Source organism: Gammaproteobacteria bacterium, assembly GCA_013151035.1.
Taxonomy (GTDB): Bacteria; Pseudomonadota; Gammaproteobacteria; order JAADJB01; family JAADJB01; genus JAADJB01.
The window spans coordinates 19,519-39,129 of the sequence record JAADJB010000033.1 but is presented as its reverse complement, the minus strand read 5'-3'; the positions used below and the strand labels follow the sequence as shown (position 1 = coordinate 39,129).

At 46.2% G+C, this 19,611-nt stretch carries 21 protein-coding genes; 16 read left to right on the top strand and 5 right to left on the bottom strand.

The window, feature by feature from the left end; genetic code table 11:
* The first annotated feature begins 39 nt into the window (after positions 1–39).
* On the top strand, positions 40–1,107 hold the full coding sequence (locus tag GXP22_07655; protein NOX09343.1) for a hypothetical protein: 1,068 nt from the start codon (positions 40–42) through the stop codon (positions 1,105–1,107).
* 14 nt (positions 1,108–1,121) lie between these two features.
* Positions 1,122–1,568 carry a phosphate ABC transporter substrate-binding protein gene (locus GXP22_07650; GenBank protein ID NOX09342.1) on the top strand — a complete coding sequence of 149 codons (447 nt, stop codon included), beginning with the start codon at positions 1,122–1,124 and terminating at the stop codon, positions 1,566–1,568.
* A gap of 12 nt (positions 1,569–1,580) precedes the next feature.
* Here GXP22_07650 and GXP22_07645 read toward each other — a convergent pair whose 3' ends face one another.
* From GXP22_07645 to GXP22_07635, 3 genes are all read right to left on the bottom strand, one after another.
* Positions 1,581–3,545: a DUF3488 domain-containing transglutaminase family protein gene (locus GXP22_07645; protein ID NOX09341.1), complete on the bottom strand. Its 1,965-nt coding sequence runs from the start codon at positions 3,543–3,545 to the stop codon at positions 1,581–1,583.
* A gap of 116 nt (positions 3,546–3,661) precedes the next feature.
* Entirely contained in the window at positions 3,662–4,621 is a 960-nt protein-coding gene (locus tag GXP22_07640) for a DUF58 domain-containing protein (GenBank protein NOX09340.1), read from the bottom strand.
* Between the two features lie 50 nt (positions 4,622–4,671).
* Positions 4,672–5,586: an AAA domain-containing protein gene (locus GXP22_07635; protein ID NOX09339.1), complete on the bottom strand. Its 915-nt coding sequence runs from the start codon at positions 5,584–5,586 to the stop codon at positions 4,672–4,674.
* 195 nt (positions 5,587–5,781) lie between these two features.
* Between GXP22_07635 and mnmG the strand changes: the two genes are divergently transcribed.
* From mnmG to GXP22_07565, 14 genes are all read left to right on the top strand, one after another.
* Positions 5,782–7,674 (top strand): tRNA uridine-5-carboxymethylaminomethyl(34) synthesis enzyme MnmG, encoded by a 1,893-nt coding sequence (mnmG, locus tag GXP22_07630; GenBank protein NOX09338.1) that lies wholly within the window; start codon positions 5,782–5,784, stop codon positions 7,672–7,674.
* Positions 7,675–7,698: 24 nt separating this feature from the next.
* Complete coding sequence (rsmG, locus tag GXP22_07625) at positions 7,699–8,370, top strand: 16S rRNA (guanine(527)-N(7))-methyltransferase RsmG (GenBank protein NOX09337.1); 672 nt, start codon at positions 7,699–7,701, stop codon at positions 8,368–8,370.
* A gap of 5 nt (positions 8,371–8,375) precedes the next feature.
* Positions 8,376–9,158 carry a ParA family protein gene (locus GXP22_07620; protein ID NOX09336.1) on the top strand — a complete coding sequence of 261 codons (783 nt, stop codon included), beginning with the start codon at positions 8,376–8,378 and terminating at the stop codon, positions 9,156–9,158.
* Between the two features lie 170 nt (positions 9,159–9,328).
* The gene (locus GXP22_07615; protein ID NOX09335.1) at positions 9,329–10,195 is read left to right on the top strand and encodes a ParB/RepB/Spo0J family partition protein; all 867 of its coding nucleotides are present in this window, start codon (positions 9,329–9,331) and stop codon (positions 10,193–10,195) included.
* 233 nt (positions 10,196–10,428) lie between these two features.
* Complete coding sequence (locus GXP22_07610; GenBank protein NOX09334.1) at positions 10,429–10,782, top strand: ATP synthase subunit I; 354 nt, start codon at positions 10,429–10,431, stop codon at positions 10,780–10,782.
* Positions 10,783–10,785: 3 nt separating this feature from the next.
* The gene (gene atpB / locus GXP22_07605) at positions 10,786–11,634 is read left to right on the top strand and encodes a F0F1 ATP synthase subunit A (GenBank protein ID NOX09333.1); all 849 of its coding nucleotides are present in this window, start codon (positions 10,786–10,788) and stop codon (positions 11,632–11,634) included.
* 56 nt (positions 11,635–11,690) lie between these two features.
* The gene (gene atpE, locus GXP22_07600; protein NOX09332.1) at positions 11,691–11,927 is read left to right on the top strand and encodes a F0F1 ATP synthase subunit C; all 237 of its coding nucleotides are present in this window, start codon (positions 11,691–11,693) and stop codon (positions 11,925–11,927) included.
* 55 nt (positions 11,928–11,982) lie between these two features.
* Positions 11,983–12,453 (top strand): F0F1 ATP synthase subunit B, encoded by a 471-nt coding sequence (locus GXP22_07595; protein ID NOX09331.1) that lies wholly within the window; start codon positions 11,983–11,985, stop codon positions 12,451–12,453.
* Positions 12,454–12,467: 14 nt separating this feature from the next.
* Positions 12,468–13,004: a F0F1 ATP synthase subunit delta gene (locus tag GXP22_07590; GenBank protein ID NOX09330.1), complete on the top strand. Its 537-nt coding sequence runs from the start codon at positions 12,468–12,470 to the stop codon at positions 13,002–13,004.
* A gap of 13 nt (positions 13,005–13,017) precedes the next feature.
* On the top strand, positions 13,018–14,559 hold the full coding sequence (locus tag GXP22_07585) for a F0F1 ATP synthase subunit alpha (protein ID NOX09329.1): 1,542 nt from the start codon (positions 13,018–13,020) through the stop codon (positions 14,557–14,559).
* Positions 14,560–14,562: 3 nt separating this feature from the next.
* On the top strand, positions 14,563–15,423 hold the full coding sequence (gene atpG, locus GXP22_07580; protein NOX09328.1) for a F0F1 ATP synthase subunit gamma: 861 nt from the start codon (positions 14,563–14,565) through the stop codon (positions 15,421–15,423).
* Between the two features lie 62 nt (positions 15,424–15,485).
* Positions 15,486–16,862, top strand: a complete 1,377-nt coding sequence (atpD, locus tag GXP22_07575; protein NOX09327.1) for a F0F1 ATP synthase subunit beta — start codon at positions 15,486–15,488, stop codon at positions 16,860–16,862.
* 24 nt (positions 16,863–16,886) lie between these two features.
* Positions 16,887–17,312 carry a F0F1 ATP synthase subunit epsilon gene (locus GXP22_07570; GenBank protein NOX09326.1) on the top strand — a complete coding sequence of 142 codons (426 nt, stop codon included), beginning with the start codon at positions 16,887–16,889 and terminating at the stop codon, positions 17,310–17,312.
* A gap of 167 nt (positions 17,313–17,479) precedes the next feature.
* A complete protein-coding gene (locus GXP22_07565; protein NOX09325.1) occupies positions 17,480–17,962 on the top strand; it encodes a peptidylprolyl isomerase in 483 nt (160 codons plus the stop codon).
* Positions 17,963–18,609: 647 nt separating this feature from the next.
* Here the strand turns inward: GXP22_07565 and GXP22_07560 are convergent.
* Entirely contained in the window at positions 18,610–19,020 is a 411-nt protein-coding gene (locus GXP22_07560; protein NOX09324.1) for a PIN domain-containing protein, read from the bottom strand.
* Between the two features lie 2 nt (positions 19,021–19,022).
* A complete protein-coding gene (locus tag GXP22_07555) occupies positions 19,023–19,241 on the bottom strand; it encodes an AbrB/MazE/SpoVT family DNA-binding domain-containing protein (GenBank protein ID NOX09323.1) in 219 nt (72 codons plus the stop codon).
* Positions 19,242–19,611: the final 370 nt, after the last annotated feature.

Genomic DNA, 19,611 nt, shown 5'->3' with positions numbered 1-19,611 from the left:
ACGAGTCATCCTCGTGCAGTAAAAGGAGATGGTCATAGTATGTATTTAAGAAGAGCGACACTTGTTTCTGCAATGATGGGTGTCCTGATGTTATCACCATCCCTTTATGCGGAAGACTGGGCTGATAAGTTTAGTATAACGGGCTTTGCCAGTGCTGCCTTTCAAAAGAGTAACTCAACAGAACCTTTTTACAATGATAGTGGGGCGGGTGTTACCGATAAGGGTAGCTGGTATGGTAATCGTATTGGTTTGAATATTAATGCGCAGATTAATAACAGGATAAGTTTGGCTACTCAGTTTCTTTCTTCCCGGTCAGAGGAGAATTATTCGGTTCATCTTGATTGGGGTTTTATTGCAATACGGGCAACTGATGAACTGACCCTGCGTGCGGGTAAACTCAAAAACCCTATCGGTATTGTTAATGAATACCGTAGTGTTGGTTATACCTATCCGTGGATTGTAGTACCACAGCTTTATTATGGTGAGGAGATGATTGGGGCAACGGTGACGCGAGAGGCTTATTCCGGTGCCAGTTTATACTGGGAGGTACCGACGGAGGACTGGCTATTAAGTGCAGATCTGTATGTGGGTCGTAATAGCCTGGAGTTTATGGATGTTAATAATGTCGTTGGTTTAACCGTTAATGGTGAGTGGAATGATCAGATCTTGTTACAGGGCTCCTGGTACAGGGGTACCATGGATGATACCTCCGGTAGCCTGCCATTAGTGACAGGCCAGCTACATTCAGTAAAAACTTTGGGTACGCGTATCCATATCGATAATTTTATTGGTTACCTGGAATGGGCTGATGTGGGTATGGGAGCTTTTCGTCAGGGTAAGGCGCGATCCTGGTATGGCACTCTGGGTTATCAATTCGGTGATATTATGCCGCATATATCCTACCAGTATTATGAGAAGGGTTTGGGTACAGCCAGTCCCGTTGAGCAATCAATGACAACGCTAGGTTTGCGTTATGACTGGATGCCAAATATGGATATCAAGTTTGAGTTGAGCAAGATAAGAACAGATCAGGGTACAGGTTTGTTTAAGAATGCACCGGGTAAGGATGTCAAGATGGTGGGTATTGCCGTAGATGTATTGTTTTGATGGAGCAGGGGGCAATGATACATAATAGAAAAGGATCTTGTTTTATATGGCCTGGTTTTATTCTTGCCATAGGACTGTTTTTTCATTCATTGGTATTAGCCGATATTGCTGTCATTACAAATCCAGCGACAGAGATTGATAGTCTTACCGTCAAACAGATTAAATCAATATTTATGGTAAGAAACAAAAAATTTCCAGATGGTAATAGTGTGATACCCGTTGATCAGAATGCGAAGAATTTGATTAGAATACACTTTAATAAACAGATCCTGGGTAGAAGTGAGAGTCAGATTAGAGCCTATTGGGGCAAGATGATATTTTCGGGTAAGAAAAAACCGCCGCGTATTGTAGGGGATGATAAGGAGGTCAAGGCCTATGTCTCGTCGACTATCGGGAGTCTGGGTTATATTGATAGCAGTAGTATCGATGATTCCGTTAAGGTGTTATTACGGGTTAAATAAAATAGCTTCCTATCAGGAAAAATTATTAACCTCTTTATGAAATCTTGAAATAACATCACTATTTTTTGTTAGTTGATAGCGTAGCTGTATATACAGTTTAATAATTATTTTTATACGTTGTTGTTGATCGGTGAATTTAATTGCCGCACGTTGACAAAGATCCTGAGGCCCCTCATTTTTAAATAGAACCAGTCCTTTTGCGGATAATTTTTTACAGAATTTTTTATAATCTTGCTGAATGACATCCTGTTTTTCCATACGTTGATAGAGTATAAATAAACTGCTTAATAACAGACTCAGGATAAATCCGACAGTCAGTATTTGGGAAAGATATTGCCATGAAGGTTGATCAATACCGAATTTTGATAATAGATTATTTTGCTGTTTTTGATTGTAGCCAACAATCCATTGATCCCACTGAAAGTTAAGTTTATCCCGAATAAAATTAATCTTTTCCAGCAGGGTATAAGTGAAATTATTATCCTGACCATAAAAATTATTGTTGCGTAATTTTGATACAGGAAATTGAATACGGTTGGGTGCAATATTTGCGGTGGGGTCAATACGCACCCAACCCATACTATCCATCCAAACCTCAGTCCACGCATGTGCATCCCATTGGCGAACAATAAAGTGGCTGGCGACCGGATTAAACTCACCCCCTTGATAACCGGTCACTATCCGTGTGGGTACACCCATCGCACGCATTAACAGAGTAAAGGCGGAAGCATAGTATTCACAATATCCCTGCTGATGTTCAAATAAAAATTCCTCAATAGCATGTTCCTGGGTAATGGGTGGTTCAAGCGTGTAGGCAAAATCATTATCACGAAACCAGGTAAGGACAGAATTAATCCTCTCTAATTTTGTTTGCGTACCCTGTTTTAGTTGCAGGGCTAATGTATTTATTCGTGGACTAAAATCTTTGGGTAGTTGTAGCGCCTGTTTGATTAACCAGGGATCTTTGTTTTTAGTCCGATAAAAAGGTGAGGATGATAGTTTGAATCGTTGTACGGATCGTAAAGGATCAATACTTCGAACCTGAAAGCCTTGTCGATAGAGTGCATTAACCGGGATGCTTGTTGGCATATCGAGAGCAAATATCCAGTATTGGTTATGGGGTTGCAGGGTAATATGGTAATTAATCTCCACACCGTGTGGTTGAATCATAGCCTGCATTTCATCAGGAAATTTTTGTTCATTAACCTTGATGGATGATGACCATTCACCGTGTGCGATGTGATCAAGAACCGAGCCACGCCAGTAACGCATACTCGGTATTGGGGTTTGATCAGTGAATTCAACATAAAAGGCAATAGCGGGTGATTGTGCGATAGATTGCAGACTACCTGGTTTCATGTTTTCTTCAAAGCCACTGATTCCTTTGTAGGGATCTTTCGGCAGGCTCCACAGGGGTGTGGGTAATCTTGGAAAGAAGACAAACAGGATGATGATAATAGGTAAGGTCTGTAATAATAATTTTACTGCGTAGCGTAGATAATATGGATAAGGTTGCAGGGCGACGCGTTCGTTACTGTAGACCCAGAATGCGGTGAGTAAAACGACACACAAAAACAGGTACAGGCTGGTGAATAATTGTTGATATAGAATAAATTCGGTGGCGATTATAAAATAATTGAGGAAAATAAGAATAAGTAAATCACGTTTTGTAGTTGATTCAATGAGCTTTAGCGCAAGGGCAAATAATAATAGCGCGGTTCCTGCTGTTGCTCCGATCAGGGTGCCGAAGGTTTTATATAATAGTACGGTGATAAGAATAAGTAGCAGCAGTTTGATAATGCCGGCGACCTTTTGTTTTTTATTTTGTGCAAGGTAAAGGGTCGCTGCGGTAATCCCTAACCAGGCAATGATTAAATAAACAGGGAATTGAAGAAGATGGGGTAGAACACTTAGGGTCGATATGCCGATGAAGGTATACCAGGTTTTTGGTAATAGAATCAGGTTCAGTGTTTTCATTTGTTATATCGTATCATGCAGGTTTGAGACATGAGTGGCTCCTCTTGATCAGAGACACGCCGTGAATACATCCGTGTAGGCTCGATGCCCGCGTCCATGCGGGCAACGGTCTCTGTTCAAGAAGAGCCCCTCATATCTCTTGAGTTAACTGATGTTGTGTCATAACAGGCCAGTGCGCGTAGGCACTGATCACGATGGTTAATTCCGCTATCCGGTTTTATTCGGTGTCCAGGTATATTTAGACCAAAGGGAATAGCCTGCTGATGGGCATCCAGTATCCAGCGACATAACAGACTGAGTTTTTTCTCCAGATTTGTTTCTGCAATATGATCCCAATCCAGTAATAGGATATGGGATTGATCTTCGGAAAAAATCTTGGTCATCAGTTTGCCACTGCGGGCTGCAATCTTCCAGTGTATGTGATGTAGAGAGTCGCTTGCTTGATGTGGACGTAGACCGTAAAAATCATCACCTCCGTTGGTGTTGGTGAGACCGCTGGATTGACCTCCACTCATGTAGGGATAAGGGGTATTGAGGGGTGCTGGTTTCGGGTAGACATAGGCATTGATAGTAAAATAAATATTGGACCAGGCACGAAAAATACCCAGTGGGAATTGTGTCGATAGAGTTATTATTCCCAGTGTCACTTGTCCTCTTTGGGTTCCGGGTAGATAGATAATCAAGTGGCTGGGTTGGTTTGCTATGACCTGGGTAATAAGAGAATTACTCTGTGGGTTATTTAGTTCAATAGAGCTGTGCAGTATCCGGTTATTCGGGTGTTGTATCTGTAGATGAAAGGCAACCTGGGCACCGCTAAAACAATGTTCGGTTTGTTGCACGGTAAGTTGCAGGCCAAGCAGGTTGCGATAGGTGTGTAACATGGCGATAAAAAATAGGCCAGACAGGGTGAAGGTGAGTATATAGATCAGGTTGTTGTTGTAATTAATGGCACCAATGAGTAACAGGGTGATGAGTAGACCAAAGCCAAGACCTGCTCGGGTTGGCAGGATAAATATTTGTCGACCGTGGAGGGTGACAGGGCCATGGTGACTATTGGCTTGTCGTTTCTTCATCATTCGGGACAAGGTATTCCTGATAGGGCTTGGCATAGAATTTCAATAGTCGGTTAGGGAACAGGCAGTTCCAGTAAGGGATTGATCAGGGTATCACCTTGTTGGGTCGAGGGGTCTGTTGCCTGCAATCGATGCTGGCTGATATAAGGGAGCACTTGCTGGATATCTTCAGGCAACACATACCCTCGTTTATGGAGCCAGGCCCAGGACTGGGCACAGTGTAAGATTGCAAGCCCGGCACGTGGTGACAGGCCATGTAGATACAGCGGACTGTTGCGACTAAAATCGAGGATGACTTGCAGATATTCGATAATAGCTGGGCTAACTGTAATATTTCGAATTTCGGCTTGAATCTGTAGTAACTCAGCGGTGTTAATGACAGCCTTCAGTTGCGGTATGAGATCACGATGTTGATGGCCATTGAGCAAGGCTCGTTCTGCATTGGCATCCGGATAACCGAGTTCAATACGCATCATAAAGCGATCCAGTTGTGACTCGGGTAGCGGAAAGGTACCGACCTGATCGTTTGGATTTTGGGTGGCAATAATAAAAAAGGGTTGTGGCAGAGGATAGCTACTACCTTCAATTGATACTTGCTGTTCCTCCATCGCCTCAAGTAGAGCACTTTGTGCCTTGGGTGTGGCACGGTTGATCTCATCGGCGAGAATCATTTGGGCAAAGATGGGCCCAGGGTGAAAACGGAAGGATTGATTCTCGGCTTCGTAGATGGATACGCCGAGGATGTCAGCGGGTAATAAGTCGCTGGTGAATTGGATACGTTGATATTTCAGACCGAGGATACTCGCCAGTACATGCGACAAGGTGGTCTTACCAATGCCGGGTAGATCCTCAATCAGCAGGTGGCCCCGAGCCAGTAGACAAGCGAGTGCCAGGCGAATCTTTTTTTCTTTGCCGAGGATAATCTCACTGGCTTGGCGGATACCTTCATCAATCTTTTCTTTTAGCATCGTTCTAGTTTTATGCAAAGTGTGGATGAGGTCAAGTCTTGACTCTATTCCGGTTTAGGCATGTGGTGCGCAGTGCGCACCCTACGGAAGTGTTATGGTTTTGGTAGGGTGCGTACCACGCACCAACAACTATTTTGGTTATAAGCCTATGAATTAGTATAAAATACATCTGTTCTATAGTTAGGAAAGATTCAAGTGCGTTATCAAGATTCCTTTGAGGTCATTATTGTGGGTGGCGGTCATGCGGGTACCGAGGCGGCGTTGGCGGCTGCGCGTATGGGTGCGCGCACGTTATTATTAACCCACAATATTGATACCCTGGGGCAGATGAGCTGTAATCCGGCTATCGGTGGTATTGGCAAGGGACATCTAGTGCGCGAGATTGATGCTATGGGTGGTCTGATGGCACATGCGGCGGATGTGGCGGGTATTCAGTTTCGTATATTAAATGCCACTAAGGGCCCGGCGGTGCGGGCAACCCGTGCTCAGGCAGATCGCATCTTGTATCGGAATATTGTTCGTTCCACGCTGGAAAATCAGCCCAATCTAACCCTATTTCAACAATCCGTGGATGATCTGATCGTTGAGGGTGAACGAGTTTGTGGTGTGATAACCAGCATGGGCTTGCGCTTTATGGCTCCGGCTGTGGTCTTGACGGTAGGTACTTTTTTAGGCGGGCGCATCCATATTGGTGAGTCAAATGCGGAAGGTGGACGTGCCGGTGATCCACCGGCTAATGCCTTGTCTCAACGTCTGCGTGAGTTGCCGTTTCGGGTGGGACGTTTAAAGACCGGTACACCGCCAAGGATTGATGGGCGTACGATTGATTATTCGGGCCTGCAAGAGCAGCCAGGGGATCAGCCGGTACCATTATTTTCTTTTCGCGGTAAGCCGCAAGATCACCCGCAACAGCTGTCCTGTTTTATTACTGCAACCACGGAACAGACCCATGCGATTATCCGTAATGGTCTGCCACGTTCACCGATGTATAGCGGTGTGATTGAAGGGGTTGGGCCGCGTTATTGTCCCTCGATTGAGGATAAGGTGGTACGTTTTTCCGGGCGTGATTCGCATCAGATCTTTCTTGAACCGGAGGGGCTGACGACCCATGAGGTTTATCCTAACGGGATCTCGACCAGTCTGCCCTTTGATGTACAGTGTGATCTGGTACGTTCTATCCCCGGTCTGGAACAGGCACATATCACGCGTCCGGGTTATGCTATTGAGTATGATTTCTTTGATCCGCGTGACCTGCAATATTCGCTAGAAACCCGTTTTATTAAGGGGCTCTATTTTGCCGGGCAGATTAATGGCACCACAGGTTATGAAGAGGCGGCAGCTCAAGGCCTGTTGGCCGGTCTGAATGCGGCACGTCAGGTGCAGCAACAAGAGGCCTGGTATCCACGCCGGGACGAGGCCTATCTCGGTGTTTTGATTGATGATTTAATTACCTGTGGTACTAGTGAGCCGTACCGTATGTTTACCAGTCGTGCGGAGTACCGCTTGCGTTTACGTGAGGATAATGCGGACCTGCGTTTAACATCGCAGGCAAAGGCACTGGGTCTTGTTGATGATGTTCACTGGAAATCCTTTGAACTTAAACGTGAAGCCATTGATAATGAACAACAGCGTTTGCAGGGTATTCTGGTCCATCCGGGAACCCAACAGGCACAACAGATTCAACAGTGGTTTGCGACACCGATATCATCGGTGCAGCGCATTGCTGAGTTATTGGCGCGTCCAGAGATTGATTATCAACAGCTAATGGCACTTGACGATGTGGGCCCAGGCGTTGATGATAGGCAGGTTGCAGAACAGGTTGAGATTCAGGCTCGGTATGCGGGTTATATTCAGCGTCAGGATGCCGAGATTAAACGTCTGCAGAAATATGAAGAGTATGTTCTACCCGATGATCTGGATTATACGTTAATCAAGGGGCTGTCTTCCGAGGTAGAGGAAAAGTTTCAGGCGCACCGTCCGTTGACTGTTGGTCAGGCGGGGCGTATTCCGGGTGTCACACCAGCGGCTATTTCTTTGCTGCTGGTTCACCTTAAGAAAAATGGTATTGCACTGCGTAAGAGTGCGTAAAAGAGGTCAGTCTTGCATCCATCGATGAGAAAAAGGTCGTCAGGCCGTAGTAGTGAAGGCAATTATGCCTCTTTGTTGCGTAAAGGAATTGAATTTTCAAACCTGGTGGTCAGCGATGAGGCACAGAAAAAGCTGTTGGCCTATGTGGATATGCTGGTCAAGTGGAATCGTATTTATAACCTGACGGCGGTTAGAAAGCCTTATGATATGGTGATTCGGCATATCCTCGATAGTCTGGCGGTGGTGCCTTATCTGGATTCTGGCCGCGTGCTGGATGTGGGTACAGGTGCGGGTCTGCCGGGTATTGTTCTGGCACTGGCATGTCCAGATAACCACTTGATTTTACTCGATTCCAGTGACAAAAAGCTGCGCTTTGTCAAACAGGTGGTGGCTGAGCTGGAACTGGATAATGTGACTGTGGTGAGTGCGCGTGATGAGGAATATAAGCCAGAGGAAAAGGTAGACGTTATTATCAGCCGAGCACTTTTGTCCCTGGACACGATGGTTCAATTGGCAGCGCGTGTTTGTAATAGTGACGTGCAACTGTTGGCGATGAAGGGTGTCTATCCAATGACCGAGATTGAGGCGCTGGAAGATCAAAGTGTAGTGGAAGAGGTTGTCACGCTGGATGTTCCCTTCCTGGATGCAGAGAGACATCTTGTTATCATGCGCTATACCGATGAAGAAGGCTGCTGAATAAGATGGCAAAGATCATTGCAGTAGTGAATCAAAAAGGCGGTGTGGGTAAGACCACCACCAGTGTTAATCTGGCAGCTGCCCTGGCTTTAACCAAGCGCAGGGTGTTATTGGTTGATCTGGATCCGCAAGGTAATGCGACTATGGGTAGTGGTACCGATAAGTACGAGGTCGAGTTAACCGGTTATGAGGTCTTATTGAACGAGACCAGTATTCGTAAGGCTCGGGTGGTTAATGAGGCGGTTGATTATCATCTGTTGGCGGGTAGTGGAGATCTTACCGCCGCTGAAGTCCGTTTGATGAATGAGCCGGGTCGTGAATTACGCCTTAAATCAGCACTGGCTGAGGTGCAGGATGAATATGATTATATTGTCATTGATTGCCCGCCCTCATTAAGCCTGTTGACCTTGAACGCATTAACCGCTGCACATGGTGTGTTGGTTCCTATACAGTGTGAATATTATGCGCTGGAGGGGTTAACCTCATTATTGGACACTATTGAACAGGTGCGTTCCAGTATTAATCCTGGTTTACGTCTACAAGGTTTGTTACGCACGATGTTTGATGCGCGGAATAATCTTGCCAATGAGGTATCGGATCAACTGTTGCAACACTTTGGTGATACCGTTTATCGTACAATTATTCCGCGTAATGTGCGTCTGGCGGAGGCACCGAGTCATGGTGTGCCGGTGTTGGATTATGACAAGAGTTCGCGTGGGGCGGTGGCTTATCTGGCGTTGGCGGGAGAGGTTTTGCGGCGTGAAGAGGACGTTAAATCCGAGACATGAATTGCCTATCTTTATCAGAGACACGCCGTGAAACCATCCATGGTGGCTCGATGGCCGCGTCCATGCGGCCAACGGTCTCTGATAAAGATAGGCAATCCCTGTCTCTAGTCGTTATGTGAGCGGTTGGTGGGTAGCAGTTAAGTGGTTAACAGGATGGTGGTATAGAATCTATGGCAGTTAAAAAAAGAGGTTTAGGGCGTGGGTTGGATGCCTTGCTGAGTGGTTCGTCACCGAATGTTCCGGTTGAACAGTCTCGAGTCGAGGGTGAATTACGCGCCTTGCCGCTGGATGTGATTCAACGCGGGGTCTATCAGCCACGCCATAATATGCATACTGAGTCACTGGATGATCTGGCGGATTCGATTCGCGCCCAGGGTGTGGTGCAGCCTATTGTTGTACGTTTGATTGATAAGGGGCGTTACGAGATTATTGCCGGTGAGCGGCGTTGGCGTGCAGCTCAGATTGCTGGTTTGGATGAGATCCCGGTTGTGATTCGGCAGGTTGAGGACAAGGCTGCCATTGCCATGGCGCTGATTGAGAACATCCAGCGTGAGGATTTGAATCCACTGGAAGAGGCGCGTGCACTGCAACGTCTGATTGAAGAATTTGATATGACTCATAAAGAGGCTGCGGCTGCGGTAGGTCGTTCCCGTACCACGGTTAGTAATTTGTTGCGTTTGTTGGATCTGGATGGTCAGGTGAAACAGCATATTGACCGAGGTGAGCTGGAGATGGGTCATGCTCGTGCCTTGTTGCCGCTCGATGCCCAGGGGCAAAGAGAGCTGGCGATTGATATTGTTGCTAAGGGTTTATCCGTTAGACAGACCGAGGCCTTAGTAAAGAATCGCTTGAATAAAGAGAGTAAGCCAGCGAAGAAGCCCGCTGGGGATACCAATACCCTGCATCTGGAACAGGAATTATCAGAAAAGCTGGGTGCTATGGTGAAGATTCAGCACAGCCGTAAAGGTAAAGGGAAATTAACGATTAGTTATAATAGCCTGGAAGAGCTAGACGGTGTATTGGAACGCATTCGTTAAGACTTGTAGGTTGGGTTTACCCAAAGGGCACGCTGAGGCGCAGCCGTAACCCAACAAAATCCTGTCACCTATATTAGCAAACTATAATTTAGCTTATACCTCATAAAATTTTTTTATTAGCCTATCATTGACCTTGGTTTCGTAACTCTTTATACTTGCGCCGTCTTGTAGGTTTAAGGCGTGGTTTTTTGCGCCTTAAGTACAAACAAGCGTTGCGCAATAACGGGTATTTCATGCGTAACATATTAAGATTACAGATAATTTTTATTGCTACAGCGGTTATGTTTTCGCTCTGGTACAGAGGGTTGTCGCTGGCTCAAGCCGTATTGTTTGGGGGATTGATTGCGATCACCAGTATCTTATTGATGGTCTGGCGGTCGGCGCGATGTAAACAGTTGGATCCACAGGATGCTCAACGTCACCTGCGCAACTTTTATCTCTCATTTATTGAGCGTATGGTCGCTATAATCGGGCTACTGATATTGGGGTTTGGGCCTTTAGCGCTTGAGCCAACAGGTTTATTAACAGGTTTTGTAGTGGGTCAGGTTGCCCTGATTCTTGCAGGTTTTTTTGACAGGAAAAAATAGTTTATGTCGGCTTCCGAGACGCTAACTTCGTCTGAATATATCAAGCATCATTTGCAGAACCTGACCTATGGTTCGTTGCCGGATGGTAGCTGGGGTATTGCGCACTCGCCTGAGCAGGCCAAGGCGATGGGTTTTTGGGCGATTAATCTGGATAGCCTGGGTTTTTCAATTGGTTTGGGTGTATTGTTTCTGGCGCTATTTTATAGTGTTGGCAAGAAGGCCAGTGCGGGTGTGCCATCGGGTGTGCAGAACTTTGTTGAGGTCATGGTCGATTTTATTGAGACCAGTGTGCGCGGTTCCTTTAGTGCAAAAAATGACATGGTTGCGCCTTTATCGTTGACCATCTTTGTCTGGGTCTTTTTGATGAACCTGATGGATCTGATCCCGGTTGATTTTATCCCGCTGCTGGCGCAGGGCGTGGGTATACCTTATATGAAGGTGGTGCCGACCACCGATCCTAATATTACCTTTGGCATGTCGCTGGCCGTATTTGTGCTGGTGCTCTTCTATAGTGTCAAGATGAAGGGGCTGGGTGGTTTTATTGGTGAGTTAACGCTGCAACCCTTTGGTAAATGGGGGCTGCCTGCTAATCTGTTTCTAGAGCTGGTTAATCTGCTCTCCAAGCCGGTGTCTTTGGCGCTGCGTTTGTTTGGTAATATGTATGCCGGTGAGATGATCTTTATTCTGATTGCGATTATGTACAGTAGTGGCAGTCTGGTGGTTGGATCCTTTGGTGGATTGTTGCAATTGGGTTGGGCGATATTCCATATCCTGATTATTACCTTGCAGGCGTTTATCTTTATGACCCTGACAATCGTATATCTGGATATGGCACATCAGGAACACCATTAGTTTTTAATTTTTAACTTTAATTTATAATTTTATCCAAGTAGGAGATAAACATGGAAATGGCAGATGCGTTACTTTATGTTGCAGGCGCTTTAATGATGGGTCTGGGTGCTCTGGGTGCCGCAGTAGGTATTGGTATCCTCGGTGGTAGATTCCTTGAAGGTGCTGCACGTCAGCCGGAACTGATCCCGATGTTACGTACCCAATTTTTTATTGTTATGGGTCTGGTTGATGCCGTACCAATGATTGCAGTGGGTATTGCACTGTATATTCTGTTTGCAGTGGTAGGTGGTTAAAACCATTTATTAATCCTGATGTGTGGTTTATCAGAAAGGGTTATGAGGTAATAGAATGAATATTAATGCAACCTTAATCGGCCAGGCAATATCGTTTGTATTCTTTGTGTGGTTCTGCATGAAGTTTGTGTGGCCACCCATTATGCAGGCGATGGACGAACGCAAGAAGACGATTGCTGATGGTTTGGCAGCGGCTGAGCGTGGCATGCATGAGCATGAGTTGGCACAGAAGAAGGCAATCGGTACCATTCATGAGGCCAAGCAGCAGGCGAATGAGATTATTGCCCGTGCTGAAAAACGTGCTGCTGAGCTTGTTGAGGCATCCAAGGATGATGCCCGCGTAGAGGGTCAGCGCATTGTGCAGGCGGCGCGTGGCGAGATTGATCAGGAAGTCCATCGTGCGCGTGAAGAGTTACGTGGTCAGGTTGCCAGTCTTGCTGTTATTGGTGCGACCCGGGTATTAGAGCGTGAGATTGATGATGCCGCTCATGATGCCATGTTAACCAAGCTGGTTGCGGAACTGTAAGGGTTTAAAAGTTTATGGCTGAAAATACAACCATTGCGCGTCCTTATGTGCAGGCCATCTTTGATCTGGCACAGTCTACGGATAGCTTGGACTCATGGTCGGATATATTGCAGGGGCTGGCTCTGATTGCTGCCGATGCAGAGGCGGTTAGCTTTCTGGGTAATCCCCGGGTGAGCAATGAGCAAAAGCTCGAATTGTTCAGTGGTATATTGGGTGATGATCTCCCTGAAGCGGGGTTAAACCTGGTGCGGTTATTGTTGCTTAATCAACGAATTGCATTGTTACCGGATATGGCTCATTTGTATGAGGTTGAGCGTAACCGTGCAGCGGGTTCTATTGATGCTCAATTGATTACCGCACGTCCAGCAACGGAACAGCAGAAGACGAGTATATGTAATGCCTTAAAGGTTAAATTAGGACGAGAGATACACCTGGAATGTAAGACCGATGAAACATTGATCGGCGGTGCCATTATACAGGCAGGTGATTTAGTAATTGACGGTTCGGCACAGGGCAAGCTTAATCGCTTGGCAAGCGCCCTGATCCATTAGAGGAAAATAGTAAATGCAACTCAAACCATCTGAAATTAGTGAACTGATTAAAAGTCGAATTGAAAACTTTGATATCGGTTCAGAAGCGCGTACAGAAGGTACGGTCATTAGTTTAACCGACGGTATCGCACGTATCCATGGTCTGTCTGATGTGATGTCAGGCGAGATGATTGAAATGCCGGGTAATACCATTGGTATGGCACTGAACCTGGAACGTGATTCAGTCGGTGCGGTGGTACTGGGTGATTACAAGCATATCTCGGAAGGTGATACGGTGCGTTGTACCGGCAATATCCTGGAGGTGCCAGTGGGTGAGGCCTTGCTGGGTCGCGTGGTAGATGCGCTGGGTAATCCGATTGATGGTAAGGGTGATATTGCGACCACAATGACGGCACCGATTGAAAAGATTGCACCGGGTGTAATTAGTCGTAAGTCAGTTGATCAGCCGGTACAAACCGGGCTGAAGGCCATTGATGCGATGGTGCCGGTAGGTCGTGGTCAGCGTGAATTAATTATTGGTGATCGCCAGACGGGTAAGACGGCGGTGGCACTTGATGCCATCATCAATCAGAAGGGTACCGGCATTAAGTGTATCTACGTGGCGATTGGTCAGAAGAATTCTTCTATCTCTGCGGTGGTTAGAAAGCTGGAAGAACACGGTGCGATGGAGCATACCATTGTGGTGGCTGCGGCTGCAGCTGAATCGGCTGCCTTGCAGTTTATCGCGCCTTACGCCGGTTGTACCATGGGTGAATATTTCCGTGATCGTGGTGAAGATGCGCTGATTGTTTATGATGATCTGACTAAACAGGCGTGGGCCTATCGTCAGGTTTCTCTATTGTTACGTCGTCCACCCGGTCGTGAGGCCTATCCGGGTGATGTGTTCTATCTTCATTCACGTCTGCTGGAACGTGCGGCACGGATTAATGCGGAAGAGGTTGAAAAGCTCACCAATGGTGAGGTCAAGGGCAAGACCGGTTCACTAACCGCGCTGCCTATTATTGAGACCCAGGCGGGTGACGTATCTGCCTTCGTTCCTACCAATGTGATCTCAATTACCGATGGTCAGATCTTCCTGGAGAGTGATCTGTTTAATGCCGGTATTCGTCCAGCGATTGATGCCGGTCTTTCTGTGTCTCGTGTGGGTGGTGCAGCACAGACCAAGATTGTTAAGAAGCTAGGTGGTGGTGTGCGTCTGGCACTGGCGCAGTATCGTGAGCTGGCAGCCTTTGCACAGTTTGCCTCGGATCTGGATGATATTACCCGTGCCCAGTTGGAACGTGGTCAGCGAGTAACCGAACTGATGAAGCAGAAACAGTATGCGCCTTTGAGTGTAGCCGAGATGTCACTGTCTCTGTTTGCTGTCAATGAGGGTTATATTGATAAGGTCGAACCCACCAAGGTGGTTGACTATGAAGCTGCGCTACACAGTTATGCGGCCAGCAATCACTCAGCCTTGATGGACAAGATCAATTCAGAAGCGGATTACACCGATGAAGTGAAGACCGGTTTAACCGCCTTGATGGATGATTTTATGGCCAATGGAGCCTGGTAGATAATGGCTGGCGCAAAAGAAATACGCACCCAGATCAAGAGTATCAAGAATACTCAGAAGATCACCAAGGCGATGGAGATGGTTGCCGCAAGCAAGATGCGTAAGGCACAGGAACGCATGCAGGCCTCCCGACCTTATGCGGAAAAGATGAGCAATGTATTGGCGCATCTGTCACTGGCGCACCCGGAATATCATCATCCTTATTTACAGGAACGAGAGATCAAGCGCGTGGGTTTGATCGTGGTCTCGACCGATCGTGGCCTGTGTGGTGGTTTGAATACCAATTTGTTCAAGACCGTGGCCAGATCCATGGCAGAATGGAATGCTAAGGGTTATGAGGTTGATCTAACTGTATTCGGCTCCAAGGCGGCACAGTTCTTCAAGCGTTACGGTGGCAATATTGTTGCCAAGGTGACACAGATTAAGGATCAGGTCAGTATTCAGGACTTGATTGGTAGTGTGAAGGTGATGCTGGATGCACATAACGAGGGTCGGATTGATGCCTTGTATATTGCACATAATGATTTTGTTAATACTATGACGCAGTCGCCCACGGTTAAGCAGTTGATACCGATACAGCGAGTAGAGGATGAAAATCTCAAGCATCACTGGGATTATATCTACGAACCCGATTCCAAAGAGGTGATGGATGCGTTGATGATGCGCTATATCGAATCACTGGTGTATCAGGGCGTGGTTGAGAATCAGGCCAGTGAGCAATCCGCGCGTATGGTTGCCATGAAGGCGGCATCAGATAATGCCGGTGATATGATCGATGAATTACAACTGGTTTATAACAAGGCTCGACAGGCTGCGATTACTCAGGAAATCTCTGAGATTGTCAGTGGGGCAGCGGCAGTATAGTCGCAGGTAAGCAGTAATGTTGTTGCTTACACAGATTAAATTTTAGGAAAGAGGAATCACGCATGAGTTCTGGAAACGTCGTGGAAATTATTGGTGCTGTTGTTGATGTGGAGTTTCCGCGCGACAGTGTACCGAATATTTATGATGGGCTAATGGTTGAAGAGGCCGGTCTGACCCTTGAGGTGCAGCAGCAGTTAGGTGATGGCATCGTGCGTACCATTGCGATGGGTTCAACCGATGGTCTGCGTCGTGGTTTGACGACAACCAACACCGGTGCTGCGATTACGGTTCCTGTGGGTGAAAAGACCCTGGGTCGTATCATGAATGTATTGGGTGAGCCGATTGATGAGAAGGGTGATATTGGTGCTGCTGAGGCATGGCCGATTCATCGTAGCCCACCAAGTTTTGCTGATCAGGCCAGTAGTCTTGAATTGCTGGAGACCGGTATTAAGGTGATTGATCTGATCTGTCCATTCGCCAAGGGTGGTAAGGTCGGTCTGTTTGGTGGTGCGGGTGTGGGCAAGACCGTAACCCTGATGGAGCTGATTCGTAATATTGCGGTTGAGCATAGTGGTTATTCGGTGTTTGCCGGTGTTGGTGAGCGTACTCGAGAAGGTAATGATTTCTACCACGAAATGACCGAAGGTGGTGTGCTGGATAAGGTATCACTGGTCTATGGTCAGATGAATGAGCCACCGGGTAATCGTCTACGCGTTGCGCTAACCGGTTTGACCATGGCTGAATTCTTCCGTGATGAAGGTCGTGATGTATTATTCTTTGTTGATAATATCTATCGTTACACCCTGGCAGGAACCGAGGTATCCGCACTGTTGGGTCGTATGCCTTCAGCCGTGGGTTATCAGCCGACCCTGGCAGAAGAGATGGGTGTTTTGCAGGAACGTATTACCTCAACCCGTACCGGTTCGATCACATCGATTCAGGCGGTTTATGTGCCGGCGGATGATTTAACCGATCCGTCTCCAGCGACCACCTTTGCTCATCTCGATGCCACCCTGGTGTTATCGCGTAATATTGCCGAGCTGGGTATTTATCCTGCTGTGGATCCACTGGATTCAACCAGTCGTCAGCTTGATCCTCTAGTGGTTGGTCAAGAGCACTACGATGTAGCACGTGCGGTACAGGGTACCTTGCAGCGTTATAAAGAATTGAAGGATATTATTGCTATTCTGGGTATGGATGAGTTGTCGGAAGAAGACAGGCAGGTGGTCACACGTGCTCGTAAGATCCAGCGCTTCTTGTCACAACCTTTCTTTGTTGCTGAGCAGTTTACCGGTAGTGCGGGTAAATATGTTTCGTTGAAAGAGACCATTCGTGGCTTTAAGGGTATTGTTGAGGGTGAATATGATGATTTACCTGAGCAGGCCTTCTACATGGTAGGTTCTATCGAAGAAGTTGCCGAGAAGGCAAAGACCCTGTAAGCAGTGGGTAATGGAGTTGTAAAGATGCCAATGACCATACATGTTGATATTGTAAGTGCCGAGGCGGGTATTTTTTCTGGCCTGGCAACGATGGTATTTGCACCTGCCGAGATGGGTGAGGTGGGTATTGCACCCAGACACACACCGATGTTGACTCGTTTGAAGCCGGGTGAGGTTCGTGTGCAAACCGAGAATGGCGAGGAACAGTTTTTCTATGTCTCGGGTGGTCTGCTTGAGGTGCAACCGCATGTCGTTACGGTGTTAGCCGATACCGCTTTGCGTGCCAAGGATATTGATGAAGCGGCGGCACTGGAGGCGAAGGAAAGGGCTGAAAAAATTCTGGCGGATAAGCAGGAAGACTTTGATTACGCCAAGGCGAAGTCAGATCTGATTCAAGCTGCGGCACAACTGCATGCGATTCGTCGGGCAAAAGAGAAAGCAAAAGTATAATTAACCACGGCTGTCCTGGTAAGTTCGAGACATGAATCACTCCTGTTTATCAGAGACACGCCGTGAATACATCCATGTAGGCTCCATGCCCGCATCCCTGCGGGCAAGGGTCTCTGCTAAAGAGGAGCAATCCCTGTCTCTTGAGTTAATGAGATAGTATTAAATTTATGTCAAATCTACGTGTAGCAAAAAATCGAATTATCTCCGTCACCTATAGCATTCGTGCTGAGGATGGCGAGATCCTTGAACAGAGTGATCTACCCGTGAGCTACCTGCAAGGTGGACAGACCCGTTTGTTCGCCAAGGTTGATCTTGCCTTACAAGGCTGTAAGGAAGGTGATAGTGTTGATGTGCGTCTTGCTCCAGAAGATGGTTTTGGGGAATATGATCCCGGTTTAACCTTTACCGATGATCTTGAAAATGTACCCGAGGAGTTCCGTAAGATTGGTGCCGAGGTTGAGATGCAGAATGAGGACGGTGAAAGCCGCACCTTTTATGTTAGCAAGATTGATGATGATACACTGACGGTTGATGGTAATCATATCTTTGCCGGCAAGACAGTAAACTTTCATGTCAAGGTTGGGTCCATTCGAGAGGCAACCGAACAAGAGCTAAAGAGTGGCGTTGTTACTAATCCTGGTTTGCATTAACCCCCCGGTGTGATGAAACCGGCTGGCTGCTTACAGGCATTCATCAGGGTTATCCCCGCATGCCAACATTTCTGAGCCTGTGGTACGTGCTTAAGGGGACACAGCAGATAAAGCCTTGCTTATGTCCCCTCGAAGAGTTCCACGAACCTCATTAATGCTCTGTGCGTCGAAACCGGCTGGCTACTTACAGACATTCATCAGGGCCGCCGTGAACCCATCCCTGGGGGCTTGATGGCCGCATCCCTGCGGCCAACACCCTGCTGTCTGTCTGTAACCACCCAGCCTCGGATAGTGTAATATCGTCGATTCACTTTACACTTTGATTTATCTGTTAAATTCAAATAACTGGTAACTTCTTGATATTGCTAGTATAATTATTATCGGTATGATTATTGCGTGTTTCAGCCTTGGGAATAAATAATAATATTGATGGTTAGGGAATCAGTTTAAGTCCATCTCTTAAGTCAATAAAATGAAGACATTAAAGACATTGGTAAGTGCGGCCATATTAATTACCACTATAACGGTTTCATCGATGGCTAACCTGTATTATAAGGTACTTGGTAATCTGAGGTATTACGATACGAATGGTAATTTCCCCCAAGCTTTAAAGTAAACCGTCGATCTTTTTGATAATTCACTCATAGTTAATGCTCTGGATGAATAAGATTAACCTGCGGAAAATATGTTTTGTATTTGTTTATATCTCTTGTTATTAAATTAAACTTTTCTACAGAAACATGTGCGCCAATAAAAAAATCTGGCAATGGTGCATTTTTTGTTCCTTTGTTTTTTCTATATTTTAAAAACACCTTACCCGTGAGAAATAATGCTTCCCTGGGAATTTCTAAAACTTTTATACCAAGATTTGAAATTGCTTTTTCTACTTCTTCAATTTTATTAAAACCGATAGAAACTTCTGTATAAACAATTGAGTTAATGTATAAAGTGTTTGTCTGACTATACTGTTCAAGTATATTTTCTGACCACTCTCCCCAGCTTGGATCATCAGTAAATAAATCGAGTAGAACACATGAATCTACAAAAACGCCATTCATTATTATTCTCTTGTCAAATCCATTATTTCATTGGTTGACATTTTTGCCGTGGCTATACCCCTAAATTTTTTAAATTTTCTTTTAACCACTGGAGCATCCGTTTTTACTAAAAAAAACTTTCCATTTTCTTCAATGAAGTCTATTTCTGTTTCAGGGCTGATACCTAAAACTTCTCTTATATTTCTAGGGATTGTAACTTGCCCTTTTGTCGTGACTCGCATAATTATTACCACCCAATAGAAATGTAATACCATTATAGTATTACTATTGTGAAAATATGCAATTTTTTATTTGTATGCTTTTAGGCTGGCACAGACCGGGGACATAGCAGGCTTTATCTGCTGTGTCCCCTCGAAGCGTTTCACGAACCCATATTATCTCTGTGTGTCGAAATCGGCTGGCTGCTTACAGGCATTCATCTTTGTCATCCTCACGAATGCGGGGATCTATGTTTTGGTAAAAAACCTTTAACCGCAGATTAATGGTGCGCGGTGCGCACCCTACCCAGGATTGGTGTCACCCGGTAGGGTGCGTACCACGCACCAATATAGATAATCCTCCTTAAGATAGTATATGCTTGGTCGCTACAAG